This is a genomic window from Agrobacterium sp. ES01, from assembly GCF_050320885.1.
In the GTDB taxonomy this organism is placed as follows: Bacteria; Pseudomonadota; Alphaproteobacteria; order Rhizobiales; family Rhizobiaceae; genus Allorhizobium.
Map to the genome: position 1 here is coordinate 60,322 of NZ_JBNQTH010000004.1, position 13,800 is coordinate 74,121.

General features: G+C 58.1%; 12 protein-coding genes. 8 read left to right on the plus strand and 4 right to left on the minus strand.

Annotated elements, in window-relative coordinates; all coding sequences use genetic code 11:
* Positions 1–13: 13 nt before the first annotated feature.
* The 8 genes from ACQQ2Q_RS13220 to ACQQ2Q_RS13255 all read left to right on the plus strand — a co-directional run bounded on the left by ACQQ2Q_RS13220 (position 14) and on the right by ACQQ2Q_RS13255 (position 9,284).
* Positions 14–811 (plus strand): glycoside hydrolase family 16 protein, encoded by a 798-nt coding sequence (locus ACQQ2Q_RS13220; protein WP_428187566.1) that lies wholly within the window; start codon positions 14–16, stop codon positions 809–811.
* A gap of 50 nt (positions 812–861) precedes the next feature.
* Positions 862–2,058, plus strand: coding sequence for a glycosyltransferase (locus tag ACQQ2Q_RS13225; protein ID WP_428187567.1), 1,197 nt, complete (start codon positions 862–864; stop codon positions 2,056–2,058).
* 23 nt (positions 2,059–2,081) lie between these two features.
* Positions 2,082–3,065, plus strand: coding sequence for a glycosyltransferase family 2 protein (locus tag ACQQ2Q_RS13230; RefSeq protein WP_428187568.1), 984 nt, complete (start codon positions 2,082–2,084; stop codon positions 3,063–3,065).
* A complete protein-coding gene (locus ACQQ2Q_RS13235; RefSeq protein WP_428187569.1) occupies positions 3,062–3,994 on the plus strand; it encodes a glycosyltransferase family 2 protein in 933 nt (310 codons plus the stop codon). Before ACQQ2Q_RS13230 ends, ACQQ2Q_RS13235 begins: the two co-directional genes overlap by 4 nt.
* Positions 3,991–4,989, plus strand: a complete 999-nt coding sequence (locus ACQQ2Q_RS13240) for a glycosyltransferase family 2 protein (protein ID WP_428187570.1) — start codon at positions 3,991–3,993, stop codon at positions 4,987–4,989. The genes ACQQ2Q_RS13235 and ACQQ2Q_RS13240 overlap by 4 nt, the downstream gene beginning before the upstream one ends.
* On the plus strand, positions 4,986–5,891 hold the full coding sequence (locus tag ACQQ2Q_RS13245) for a UTP--glucose-1-phosphate uridylyltransferase (RefSeq protein WP_428187571.1): 906 nt from the start codon (positions 4,986–4,988) through the stop codon (positions 5,889–5,891). Before ACQQ2Q_RS13240 ends, ACQQ2Q_RS13245 begins: the two co-directional genes overlap by 4 nt.
* A gap of 68 nt (positions 5,892–5,959) precedes the next feature.
* The gene (locus tag ACQQ2Q_RS13250) at positions 5,960–8,356 is read left to right on the plus strand and encodes a Wzz/FepE/Etk N-terminal domain-containing protein (RefSeq protein WP_428187572.1); all 2,397 of its coding nucleotides are present in this window, start codon (positions 5,960–5,962) and stop codon (positions 8,354–8,356) included.
* 160 nt (positions 8,357–8,516) lie between these two features.
* Positions 8,517–9,284 (plus strand): SDR family oxidoreductase, encoded by a 768-nt coding sequence (locus ACQQ2Q_RS13255; RefSeq protein WP_428187573.1) that lies wholly within the window; start codon positions 8,517–8,519, stop codon positions 9,282–9,284.
* A 58-nt stretch (positions 9,285–9,342) separates the two neighbouring features.
* Here the strand turns inward: ACQQ2Q_RS13255 and msrA are convergent, their stop codons facing one another.
* The 4 genes from msrA to denD form a co-directional block, all read right to left on the minus strand.
* Positions 9,343–9,852, minus strand: coding sequence for a peptide-methionine (S)-S-oxide reductase MsrA (gene msrA / locus ACQQ2Q_RS13260; protein ID WP_428187574.1), 510 nt, complete (start codon positions 9,850–9,852; stop codon positions 9,343–9,345).
* A gap of 121 nt (positions 9,853–9,973) precedes the next feature.
* Positions 9,974–11,758, minus strand: coding sequence for an IlvD/Edd family dehydratase (locus ACQQ2Q_RS13265; protein WP_428187575.1), 1,785 nt, complete (start codon positions 11,756–11,758; stop codon positions 9,974–9,976).
* Positions 11,758–12,651, minus strand: coding sequence for an NAD(P)-dependent oxidoreductase (locus ACQQ2Q_RS13270; protein WP_428187576.1), 894 nt, complete (start codon positions 12,649–12,651; stop codon positions 11,758–11,760). Before ACQQ2Q_RS13270 ends, ACQQ2Q_RS13265 begins: the two co-directional genes overlap by 1 nt.
* Entirely contained in the window at positions 12,651–13,634 is a 984-nt protein-coding gene (denD, locus tag ACQQ2Q_RS13275; RefSeq protein WP_428187577.1) for a D-erythronate dehydrogenase, read from the minus strand. The genes ACQQ2Q_RS13270 and denD overlap by 1 nt, the downstream gene beginning before the upstream one ends.
* Positions 13,635–13,800 lie beyond the last annotated feature (166 nt).

Genomic DNA, 13,800 nt, shown 5'->3' on the forward strand with positions numbered 1-13,800 from the left:
GCAGAGGTGCAACATGCACAAGAACCAACCCACGCGTCGCTTGAGTATCTATCTGCTCGCTGGCGTTTTCGTGCCCGCTGCGGCAACCCAAGAGGCCGCGGCCCAGCAGCTCGCGTCTGGTCCGTCCTTTGTTGAAAGCTTCGACACGCTGGATACGTCGTTTTGGTACATTTCCGACGGCTGGAGCAACGGTGACCATCAAAATTGCACCTGGTCCAAAGGGCAAGTGAAGGCGCAATCCGGAAATCTGACGCTGGGTTTTGCCAAAGCGGCCACCGGGGAGCGGGACTATGCCTGCGGAGAGGTTCAGACACGTCAACGCTATGGCTACGGCACCTATGAAGTGCGGATGAGAGCAGCGACCGGCTCCGGACTGAATTCGGCCTTCTTCAGCTATATCGGGCCAACCGACAAAAAGCCCCATGACGAGATCGACTTCGAAGTTCTTGGCAAGAATACATCCGAGGTTCAGGTCAACCAGTATGTCTCCGCCAAGGGTGGCAACGAAAAGCTCATACCGGTTGCCGGTGGTGCAGATAAGTCCTTCAATGATTACGCCTTTATCTGGGAACCTGACCGTATCCGCTACTTAGTCAACAGCAAGATGGTGCATGAGGTTACGGACAAGTCGAAGATCCCGAGCAACGCCCAGAAGATATTCCTGAGCCTTTGGGGATCGGACACGTTTGCGGACTGGATGGGTCCATTTGCCTATCAGGGACCCGCCTCGATGACGATCGAGCGCGTCGCTTTCACCGCGGGCGGTGACGACTGCCAATTTCCTGAATCCGTGCTTTGCACGCTCGACTGATTCCCTTTGTCGGTTTCAAGCCGGCTGGATGTGCAGAGGAGTTCAAAACGGTGAAGACGCATATTCTCTATCTCGCCCATGATCTGGCAGACGCTGCAATCCGGCGGCGCGTCTTGATGCTGATCAGCGGTGGTGCAAGCGTGACAGTTGCCGGTTTTCAACGTGCCGAGAACTTGCTGGACGGCCAGGCTGACGTTCAGACCATTGCGCTTGGCCGAACCGAAGATGCTCGTTTTGTCCAACGGATCGGTGCCGTCGTGTCGGCGGCGATGTCCCTGAAATCCAGACTTTCCGGTGTGCCGCGGCCGGATGTGATCGTCGCCCGCAATGTCGAGATGCTGGCTTTGGCGGCGCGCGCCGCCAGCGTCTTCGGCGGTGGCATTCCTGTCGTCTACGAGTGCCTCGACATTCATCGACTGCTGCTCGACCGCGGTCTCAAGGGAACACTTCTGAGAGCTCTTGAAGGGTATTTCGGACGCAAGGCCAAGCTGCTGGTTACCAGTTCACCTGCTTTCGTGGAGCACTATTTCAAACCGCGCTCGACGCTCGATCTTCCAACCTTGCTTCTCGAAAACAAGGTCCTGGAACTTTCTGATGATCCTCACACTGCTGCTCCGCCGCCTGCGCCTCGTACCGGCGAACCTTGGCGGATCGGCTGGTTCGGTGCCATTCGCTGCCGCAAGTCTCTTGCGATCCTGTCCGATTTTGCTGCCCGCATGAATGGCCGTGTCGAGATCGTGATGCGCGGTCGACCAGCCGATAGCGAGTTCGAGAATTTCGAGCGCATTGTTCAGGCAGCACCCTTCGTCGAATTTCACGGAGCCTACCGCAACCCGGAGGATCTAAGCTCCATCTATGCGGATGTCCATTTCGTCTGGGCGATCGATTTCTTCGAGGAGGGGCTCAACTCCGAGTGGCTTTTGCCGAACCGGCTTTATGAAGGTTCGGTTCATGGAGCGATCCCGATTGCCTTGAAATCGACGGAGACGGGCAAGTTTCTCGATCAACGTAACCTTGGGCTGACACTCGACCGGGTGAACCCTGAAGACTTGCTCTGCGAATTCCAGGCCATGACGCCCGCGCGTTACAGCGATCTCTTTGGGCGAATGGCAGAAACTGAACGTTCGACCTGGGTTGCAGGGCCAACGGACGGTCGAGCCCTGGTGACGAAGCTTTCAAAGCTGGGCGATCGCCCCGGCGGCGCATCAGAGCCGTTTCCTGCGGCGGCTATTTCGGCGGGTGGATAGGCAATGGATGGGGGAACAATGAAATGACGCACATCAAAATTTTGATTGTCATTCCCTGCCTTAACGAGGCGGCACATATCGAGGGACTGTTGCGGCAGCTGGGCAGGGGGCGGGCCAATTTGGACGCGCTGATCGTGGTCGCCGATGGCGGCAGTACCGACGGCACGGCTCAGATCGTGACGCGTCTCACTCAAGAGATCGATGGTCTTGTTCTGCTTGAGAATCCCAAGCGGCTTCAGTCGGCGGCGGTGAACCTTGCTGTAGACCGATACGGTGCAGATCGCGACTATCTGATCCGGATCGATGCGCATGGCGGTTATCCCGAGGATTATTGCCAGATGCTTTTACGCGAAGCGATCGACACGCAGGCAGATTCTGTTGCCGTCGGCATGAAGACAGTGGGCGATGGAGGCTTTCAGAGCGCAGCAGCGGTCGCGCAAAACTCCAAGCTTGGCAATGGCGGATCGAAACACCGAGATGGTGCCGGCGGACAATGGGTTGACCATGCCCATCACGCCCTGATGCGGATAGACGCTTTCCGCACAGTTGGCGGATATGACGAGACGTTCAGTCATAATGAAGACGCCGAGCTGGACCACCGCTTGCGACGCGCCGGTTTCCGCATATGGCTCACAGGCGCAACCTATATGATCTATTATCCACGCAAGACGGCGGCTGCGCTTTTTCGGCAATATATGGGCTATGGGCGTGGCCGTGCGCGCAACCTTCTCAAGCATCGCACGCTGCCGAAGCTCAGGCAGATGATCCCTCTGGCCGTCGCGCCGGTCTGCGTGGGGTTGCTGTTGGCGGTGTTCTATTGGATTGCGGCCTTGCCATTCCTCCTTTGGGCCGCGCTTTGCCTGGCTTACGGCTTCTGGCTGGCTGTTTGGGAGCGCTACCCCAATGGCGTGCTCGCAGCTGTCGCTGCGATGATCATGCATTTCGCCTGGTCTACTGGTTTCTGGTCCGAACTGCTGAGCTTCAGGCAGAGGAGGGCGGTCGCTTGACAGCTGAACCCCAGATCAACGTCTTCATTGATATTGCCGTCTGCACCTTCCGACGTCCGGAGCTGCGCGAAACTCTTATCTCGCTTTTTGCTCTTGATGTTCCCGATCGGGTGGCAGTCCGTCTGATTGTGGCCGACAATGATGAGCGTCCAAGCGCCCGTGTTTTGGTTGATAGCTTGAGGGAGCATTCTCCGTTTCCGATCAGCTACGTACATTGCCCGAAGTCCAATATTTCCATCGCGCGTAACGCATGCCTTACGGAAAGCGATGGCGAATTCCTGGCCTTCATTGACGACGATGAAGTCGCGGCACCGTCCTGGCTGAGCGAACTCTATGAGGCGCATATAAAGTCGGGTGCCGATGCGGTTCTCGGTCCCGTGCGCGCGATATACAGTGCCAGTGCTCCTGGCTGGATGCGCAAGGGAGACTTTCATTCGACACGTCCCGTGTGGGTTAACGGTCATATCCGTACCGGCTACACCTGTAATGTGTTGCTCGACATGCGCTCGCCGTATCTGTCGAACCGTCGTTTCGATCTGGCGCTTGGGCAAAGCGGTGGTGAAGACACGCAGTTCTTCAGTGCGATGACCCGAGACGGCGGACGAATTGCGTTTGCTGCCAATGCAGTGCTTGAGGAGCCGGTTCCGGCCAAGCGCGAAAGCTTCGATTGGCTGAGCAAAAGGCGCTTTCGCTCCGGCCAGACGCATGGGCGTATTCTGGCGACACAGCATCACGGGGCCGCTCGGATGGTCCAGGCATTTATTGCGTCCTGCAAGCTTGGTTGCTGTGCATTGCTGATGGCACTCTCCGTACCCTTCCCCATAGCCCGCTACAGATATGCGCTGCGTGCCGCTCTTCATGCCGGCGTTGTCACCGGACTCTTCGGTAAACGGGAAATTCGCCAATATGGCTTCGTGGAGGCATCATGATTGATAGCTGCGAGCGCCCGGATATCAGTTTTGTCATCGCGGCCTATAATGCGCAGGATACACTTGCTCGGGCAATCGACAGCGCTCTTGCCCAGACGGGTGTTACCGTCGAAGTGATCGTCGTCGACGATTGCTCCGCTGATGGCACGGTTGCTTTGGCGGAAGGGTATGCGGATCCGCGCGTGACGCTTTTGCAGCAGGCGCACAATCAAGGCCCGGCGGCGGCGCGCAATGCCGGAATATCAGCAGCCCGCGGCCGCTGGATCGCTGTGCTGGATGCTGATGACGAGGTGCGTCCGGGCCGGCTGCGGCGAATGATCGACCGTGCTGCCGTGGAAAATGCCGATATCGTCGTCGACAATCTCGATGTGGTGCCCATGGATGGCGGACCGGCAAAGCCGATGTTCGCAGAGCGCCATCTGCAGGGTATTCACTTGTTGTCACTGGCAAATTTCATCCAGTCCAACATCATTTTTCGCGCGACTTACAACTACGGTTATATGAAGCCCATCTTTGCCCGTCGCTTCCTTCTGCGGCATCAGCTTTGCTTCGATGAAAGCCTGAAGATCGGCGAGGATTACATGCTGTTGGCTTCTGCGCTTGCCTGCGGCGGCAGATGCGCGGTGGAGCCGCTTGCAGGCTATATCTATCATCTGTGGCAAGGCTCCATTTCCCGCGTCCTGGAAGCGCATCATCTGGACGCGATGCTTGCGTCCGACCGACTGTTTCTCGACCGCTTCACACTCCATGGTGCCGCTGCAAAAGCGCAGCGTTTGCGCACCCGCAGTCTTATTGAAGCGCGTTCCTTCATTACCCTGATCGGTGAGATCAAGAACAGATCTATCGGTGGGGTTCTCAAAACGGCGATCGGTCATCCTCGTGCCTTGAGGCACCTGAAAATGCCGCTTGCCGTTCGCGTAAACCGGATCCTGAGTGGCGCCGGTTCCCTCCCAACTGCATGGGGCAAACGCCTCCAGAAAGGACAGAATTCATGACGAATTTGCAGCCCGTACGAAAGGCCGTCATCCCGGTCGCCGGCAACGGCACCCGTTTCCTGCCCGCAACGAAGGCCACGCCCAAGGAGATGCTGACGATTGTTGATCGTCCCGTTGTTCAATATGCGGTGGATGAGGCCCTGCAGGCCGGTATCGAGCAGATCATCTTCGTCACCAGCCGGAACAAGGCGGCGATCGAGGACTATTTCGATACCTCTCCAGAGCTGACGGCTTCGCTGACGAAGGCCGGCAAGACAGCACAGGTTGCGCAGCTTGAAAAGATGCTGCCGCTTGCGGGGACCATTACCTACACCCGCCAGCAAGCGCCGCTAGGTCTTGGTCACGCAGTATGGTGCGCACGAGAACTGGTCGGCAATGAGCCCTTTGCGCTCCTTCTTCCTGACATGGTGTCCTTTGGGCCACGCGGTTGCATGGCGGGATTGATGGATCTCTATCAAGAAGTTGGCGGTAACGTTTTTGCGGTCGAGGAATGCGCTCCGCAGGATACATCCAGCTATGGTATTATCGGCGTAGGTAATCGTGTGGAGCACGGCGTTCAGGTCACCGACATGGTCGAGAAACCCGATCCTGCGGTTGCGCCGTCCAATTACTACCTCAATGGTCGCTATATTCTGCAACCGCAAATCTTCGACTTGCTGGAATCGCAAGAGCGCGGGGCTGGCAATGAGATTCAGCTGACAGACAGCATGCAGCGTCTTGCCGCAAGCCAGCCGTTTCACGCGCATCCGTATACCGGACGCACCTTCGACTGCGGCAGCAAGCGTGGGTTCATCGAAGCCAATGTGGCCTTTGCCATGCTGCGCGCAGACCTGGGCGAGGAGCTTGCCCAATCAATCCAGCAACTGGTTTCCGAGCGCCGCCAAAGCGCACACGCCGCTTGAATCGAAACGCAAACGAATACAGGCGCGATACCGCGCCTGTACATCAATGTTCCTGAGGTGGATTGAACATGGACCACACCACATTGCGGTCGAGACAGGTATTCCAGATGGACCGCAGAGACAGCGACAGCTTTATCGATCTCGACAAATTGTGGAGCATGGTCGTTCGGCGATTTGCATTGATTGCCATGTGCGTTGCAGGAGCAATGGTGCTGGCCGGTGTCTATCTCTTGATGGTTCAGCCGTCCTATACGGCCATGACACAAATCCTGGTCGACGAGGATATGTCCCGTTTCGCCGAAGACGAACCTGGCCGCCAGAGCGGTCAGCAGCTTGATAACAGCATGTCCAGTTCGGTCGAGATCCTCAAGTCCAAGGCATTGGCCATGCGGGTGGTCGATGACGGCAAATTCGCCGAAAACGACATTCTCATGAACCCACCGAAGTCGCCTGTTGACGCTCTGAAAGGCACCGTTCGCAGCATGATCTCTGCGCTTTTGCCCAGCAAGCCGCCGGCTTCTGAAGGTGCCATGGAGGCGGGCCTTCGGGAGAAGGCAGCCGCTATTTTACGTCAGTCACTTTCGGTGGAGCGTGTTGGGCGCAGTTCGGTTATCGCGCTTTCGGTGCGTTCGCCTGAGCCTGTGTTATCGGCGCGTATCGCCAAAGCCTATGCCAAAGCCTATCTCGAGGAGCAGCTCAGCGCCAATTTCGAAGCAACCGAACGGGCCTCCAGCTGGTTGCAGGAACGGCTGACCGATCTCAATACCCGTTCGCAGCAGGCGTCGATGGCGGTCGAGCAGTACAAGAACGAGCACGGTCTGGTTTCGCCGCGCGGCGAGCTGATGACGACCCAGCAACTTTCCGATTTGAATAGCCAGCTTATTGCGGCGCAGGCGGATACGGCGACAGCCGAGGCGCGTTATCGCCAGTATGAGGCCATTCTGGAGCAGGGGCAGGCAGCGGCTGTGACCAATGCGGTCATCTCGTCACTCCAGACCGACAATTCGATCCTGCAGGATCTGCGCAAACGCTACATCGCCGTTAACGACCGTGAGCAGGAGGTCACGAAGCAGTTCGGTGCTGACCATCCCCAGGCGCTGGCGTTGAAGGCCGACAGGCAAGATATTTCGCGGCAGATCTTCAATGAGCTTCAGCAGCTCACCGAGAGCTTTCGAAATGAGTTCGAAGTGGCCAAATCCCGCGAGGCTTCGTTGCGAGACAATATCGCGCAGGTGACGGGTAAGAACTCTGACGCCAATGTCTCCATGGTACAATTGGCCGAACTGGAGCAGAAGGCATCAGCGCTGAAAACGCTCTATCAGAGCTACCTCACGCGCTTCGAACAGACGGCTCAGCAGCAGTCATTTCCGATTGCGAAAGCGCGTGTGATTTCCGAGGCAGGTGTTCCGTCTGCGCCGTCCAGCCCGAAAAAAACCTTGACGATGGCCCTGTCCGTCGTTCTCGGTGGGCTTGTGGGGTGCGGACTTGCTGGCTTTTTGGAACTCAAGGACAGAACGTTTCGAACCGGGCAGGATGTGCGGGATAGACTGGGCGTACGCTTTCTCGGCTATCTTCCGTGGATCGATATGGCCCAACATTCGAGAAAGAGTGCCGATCCTTCACATGATCCTGGCGTGGATGCTGAGCACCATGCTGTACCTGACCACTTCCGACAGATGATTCGACTGGCCGTCGATGCACCGCGATCTCCCTATACCGAAGTGCTAAGGCATGCGCGTATTGCCACCGAGCTGGCGCTCAAGGGCAGAAAGTGCCGTGTGATCGGCATCGTCTCCTGCCTGCCGGGCGAAGGTAGCACCACGGTTGCTGCCAATTTTGCCGGCTTGATGGCGATGAGCGGCCAACGCACGCTCGTGATCGACGGCAATCTGCGTGAGCCATCCTTGAGCAAGATGCTGGCGAAGGAGCCGGAGGCGGGGCTTCTCGAAACGCTCTATGAGGGTATCGAGTGGACCAAGGTCGTTCGTGTGGACCGCCGCTCGAAGCTTGCCATCATGCCGATCGCATCGCTTGGAAGTTCGTTTGCGCATTCCAGTGAAGTCTTCACATCTGCCGGGATGGGACAGCTTCTTGGAAATCTGCGGGACATGTTCGATGTAATCGTCATCGATCTGCCGCCGCTGGTGCCGGTTATCGACGCAAAGGCCCTGGAGCCGCAGCTCGACGGCTTCATCTTCGTGACGCAGTGGGGGAAGACGCCCGTGAAGGTTGTCGAAAACCTGCTCGCCGCCGAACCCCAGATCGCGGCAAAGACCATTGGCATGATGCTCAACAAGACGGATATGGAGCGGCTCCATCGCTATGCCGATCCGGGTGCGGCCGAACGTTTCCGCGAGCAATTCACATCCTATTATGACGGTGGCGGCTACGGGCAGCAGAAGCCCCTGCTGGCAAAACCGGACCGCAAGGCGCCCGCCGAGGAGTCCGAAATAGAAACCTCGTAACCCGGCTTCATTGTTGTCGCCCATGCTCCGCGAAGCGGTGGACGTCTCCGCTAAAAAGTGGACGTGCTCTGGTATCGCCAGGCGGTGCGGCTATACTCCACCCGCCCATCAGTCGCGTTTACAGGCGTCTGGGGCGTTTTCGAAATTTGGGAGTGAAATATTGCAAAATCCGCTATTTAGCCTCAACGGCAAGACAGCACTTGTTACTGGCTCATCGCGGGGGCTTGGGCATGCAATCGCAATCGGTTTGTCTCAGGCCGGTGCACGCGTGGTGCTCAACGGGGTCAATGCAGAGCGTCTCGAAGCGGTCGCGGAAAGCTTGAAGGCTGAAGGGCACGATGTTCTCAGCCAGGCGTTTGACGTCACCGACGAGGATGACGTTATTGCCTGCTTTGAGCGGCTGGATGCCGCTGGCGTGAATGTGGATATTATCGTCAACAATGCCGGTATTCAGCTTCGCAAGCCACTGGTTGAATTGCAGGCCGACGAATGGCGTCGTGTCATTGATACCAATCTTACGAGTGCCTTTTTCGTCGGACGGGAAGCTGCCAAGCGCATGATCCCGCGCGGTTATGGAAAGATTGTCAATATCGGGTCTTTGATGAGCGGCTTCGCCCGCCCCACGGTTGCCCCCTATACGGCGGCAAAGGCCGGCATCAAGGCTCTCACCCAATCGATGGCAGCGGAATGGGCCGAGCATGGCCTTCAGGCCAACGCTATCGCGCCGGGCTATATGCTGACGGATATGAACGAGGCCCTGACGAGCAATCCGCAATTCGATTCCTGGGTAAAGGGGCGGACACCGTCGCGGCGTTGGGGACGCCCTGAGGAACTTGCTGGCGCTGCGGTATTTCTGTCATCTTCGGCATCCGACTATATCAATGGTCAGATCATCTATGTCGATGGCGGTATGAGCGCTGTTCTCTGATCAACGGAGAAAGCCGCCAGTGGTGTACCAGCGGCTTTCTCACACAAGACTTTATGGATCAGGCCGCGCGGCGCGGCAGTCTCCAGTTCGGGCGCGGGAAATGGCAGGTATAGCCATTGGGGTAACGCTCCAGATAATCCTGATGCTCCGGCTCCGCTTCCCAGAAATCGCCGACCGGTTCGACTTCCGTCACCACCTTTCCGGGCCAGATGCCTGAGGCATCGACGTCGGCAATGGTGTCTTCGGCTACGCGTTTCTGTTCATCGTCGGTATAATAGATTGCCGAGCGATAACTCATGCCGACATCGTTGCCCTGACGGTTCAGCGTCGATGGATCGTGGATCTGGAAGAAAAACTCCAGGATATCGCGATAGCTGGTCTGGGTGGGATCGAATTCGATCTCAATCCCTTCAGCGTGGGTGCCGTGGTTGCGGTAGGTCGCATTTGCAACGTCGCCGCCGGTATAGCCGACGCGTGTGGAGACGATGCCGGGCATCCGGCGGATCAACTGCTGCATGCCCCAGAAGCAACCGCCTGCCAGTACGGCACGTTCGGTCTTGTTTGTCATGCCATCCTCCTTTGGGTGGGTTCTACCCTTAGATGGTGCGCAACGCCGGCAATTTCAATTTGCCGGCGTTGAACAAACGATGATGTGATCATGCGTCAATTGGGATGCGTGATCACATCGGTCAGTGGTTGTGGCGCGGTGGCGTCTTTGCCAGTTGACGGAAGTCAGATGCGCCCTTGATGGTGGCACCGTCTGCGAGTTGGGTCACTGTTTCCCGGTAGATCTTCTGCCAGGGTGTGGCACTTTGCGGTACGGCTGGAATGCCATCTGCCTTGCGCTTTTCAATCTCGGCATCGTCGACCAGCATGTCGCAACGACCTTCGTTGAAGTCGATACGAATGATGTCGCCGGTCCTGATCCAGGCAAGGCCACCGCCGGCTGCACTTTCCGGAGACGCATTGAGGATCGATGGGCTGTCGGCAGTGCCGGACTGACGTCCGTCGCCGATGGTTGGCAGGCTGGTGATACCCTTCTTCAGAAGATGTGCCGGGGGCTGCATATTGACCACCTCGGCAGAGCCCGGCCAGCCGAGCGGGCCGGCACCACGGATCACCAGAATAGTTCGCTCGTCGATGCCAAGTGCGGGATCCTCGATGCGCTTGTGGTAGTCTTCCGAACCGTCAAAGACGACGGCCTTGCCTTCGAAGACACCTTCATTGCCGACTTCTGACAGATAACGCCGGCGAAACTCTTCCGAGACGACGCTCATTTTCATGATGGCGAAATCGAAAAGGTTGCCCTTCATCACCAGGAAGCCTGCACGTTCGCGCATCGGCTCGTTGAACTGTTTGATGACCTCGCGGTCGACGGCTTCGCGGCCTTCCAGGTTTTCGGCCATGGTCTTGCCGGTGACGGTCGGACAGGAGCCATCCAGCTTCCCTGCCTGCATCAGTTCCCACATGATCGCAGGTACGCCGCCTGCGCGGTGGAAGCGCTCGCTCAGATATTCACCCGCGGGCTGAACATTGGCGAGAAGCGGGATGTCGAAGCCGTGGACCTGCCAGTCTTCCGGGAAAAGCTCAACGCCGGCATGTTTCGCCATGGCGGCCAGATGCGGCTGGGCATTGGTCGATCCGCCGATCGCGGAATTGACCTTGATGGCGTTGAGGAAGGCTTCGCGTGTCAGAATGTCAGAAGGCTTGATGTCCTCCATGACCAGTTCGACGGCGCGGCGGCCGGTCCGGTAGGCCATCTGACCACGGGCGCGGTAGGCGGCGGGGATCGCGGCGCAGCCCGTCAGCGACATGCCGAGCGCCTCTGCCATGGCGTTCATGGTGGAGGCTGTGCCCATGGTGTTGCAGTGGCCGATTGACGGTGCGGAATCCAGCGCTGCCTCAAGGAAGTCTTCCTTGGAATATTCGCCAGCTGCATATTTCCGGCGCGAGCGCCAGATGACGGTGCCGGAGCCAACCAGATCGCCGTCGTGCCAGCCGTCGAGCATCGGACCGCCGGAAAAAACGATGGCCGGAATGTCAACGGTTGACGCTGCCATCAGTGCCGATGGGGTTGTCTTGTCGCAGCCGGTCGTCAGCACCACTCCGTCCAGCGGATAGCCGTAGAGGATCTCGACGAGGCCGAGATAGGCCAGGTTTCGGTCGAGTGCTGCCGTCGGCCGTTTGCAGTTTTCAAACAATGGATGCGTCGGGAATTCGATCGGAATTCCGCCTGCATCGCGGATGCCGTCGCGCAGGCGCTTGGCAAGTTCGATATGGTGTCGGTTACACGGATTGAGATCGCTGCCGGATTGGGCAATGCCGATGATCGGCTTGCCCGAGCGCAATTCCTCCGGCGTCGTGCCGTAATTCATGAAGCGCTCGAGATAGAGAGCTGTCAGGTCAAGGTGATCGGGATTGTCGAACCAGTCCTGCGAGCGCAGGCGGCGGCCAGTTTTATTGCTATCGCTCATCAATTGTCCTTGGGCGTGCGCTTGTTGATCTTTTCGAGATGCAGCAGCAGTCCGCTGTGATCGGTTTCGGCGCCGCCATCTGACACGAAGTCACGGAATTCGCCACGGACTTTTTCTGTCAAAGGGAGGTCGAGGTGGTAAAGCTCGGCCATGGCCGCAACGGCATCCAGGTCCTTGAGCTGAAGGCGCGAGGGGCCACCGGGGGCGAAGCTGCGATTGACCATGCGCTCTCCGTGCAGTTCGAGAATACGGCTTTCGGCAAAGCCACCACGAATGGCATCGCGGAATTTTGCACGATCCGCGCCGCCGGCTTCCACCAGCATCATGGCTTCTGCCACAGCGCCGATGGTCACGGCGACAATCTGCTGATTGGCAAGCTTGCAAATCTGGCCGGCTCCTGACGGACCAACATAGGTCACGCGTCCAAGAGGCGTGAAGATTTCTGACAATCCTTCGACAGTTTCAGGATCGCCGCCAGCCATAATGGCTAGCGTGCCGGCTTCCGCGCCAACCACGCCGCCGGAAACCGGAGCGTCGATATGGGCTATGCCGATTTCCTTGAGCTTGGCGGAATGGTCGCGAGCGATAGGCGGGGAGATCGAACTGGTGTCGATCAGCACAGCGCCTTTCCTCATCGCGGATGCCACGCCCTTGTCGAACAGGACGTCGCCAACGGCATTGCCATCGGAAAGCATGGTGAAGACGACGTCTGCGTCATGCACTGCTTCCGTTGGGCTCGATGCATGGCTTGCCCCGTCAGCGACCAAGGCTTCAGCCTTGTCGGCCGCCCGGTTCCAGACGCTCACGGCAAAACCTGCTTTCAGCAGACGCCTTGCCATCGGCGCGCCCATCAGTCCGGTGCCGAGAAATGCTATTTTTGTGTCAGCTGCCATTATAACTTTCCTCCCAGTTCATCCTCGATATGCGCCTGGATGATCTCGTCGAAGGAGTTCTCCGCAGTGAAGCCAAGTGCACGCGCTCTCTTTGCTTCAAAGCCCGGTGCCCATCCAGCGCACATCTGCATGACCATTTCATCTGGTTCGCGGCGGATCAAGGCGACCGCCTTGTCTCCGGCGACGCGTCGCAGTGCTTCAATCTGTTCGCCAACAGTGGCGCTCAGACCTGGCATGGACAGATTGCGGCGGGGGCCGACTTCGTCAAGGTCGATTGTCGCGCCATGCAGAAGGAAGCCGACGGCAGAGCGCGGCGATGCATGCCAGTGACGAACATCATCGGAAACGGGAAGCACGGCTTCCTTGCCGACAAGCGGCTCGCGCAGGATGCCGGAGAAGAAACCTGATGCAGCCTTGTTCGGTTTGCCGGGGCGAATGCAGATTGTGGGGAGACGGATGCCAATGCCTTCGAAAAATCCACGGCGGGAATAATCGGAGAGTAGCAGTTCGCAGATCGCCTTTTGCGTGCCGTAGCTCGTCAGTGGTGTCGTGTGGAATTCATCCGGGATCGGGTAGGGCAGCGGCGCGCCAAAGACGGCGATCGAGGATGTGAAGACGACGCGCGGTTTGTAGCCATCTTCGCCATTGGCAATGCGGATTGCGTCAAACAGATAGCGGGTTCCATCCAGATTGATTCGGTAGCCCTTGTCGAAATCGAGCTCGGCTTCACCGGACACAATGGCCGCCAGATGGAAAAAGACATCGGGGCGAGCCGCGACAAGGCGCTCAGCTTCGCCGGGCGTTGATAGGTCAACAGTTTCGATGTTGACCTTGCCGGTGAAGCCGGCTGGTGCCTCTGGCGCTACGACGTCGACCAATGTCATCGTCTCGACCGCATGGCCGTCGATGTTGCCGTTCTTTGCCACACGTTCTGCCAGCTTGCGCCCGACCATTCCTGCTGCGCCAATGATACAGATATGCATGAAATCCTCCCTCGGTGTGTCTCGGCTTCTGCCATGAGGGGCAGGCCGAATAAATATATTGTAAGGTTGTCTGATAACCTTATATGATGGTGTTGAAAACAAAATAGTTGTGACCGCGTCAAGACGCTAGTGCTGTCGGTGCGCAAGGCACCGCTTTACGAAGCGG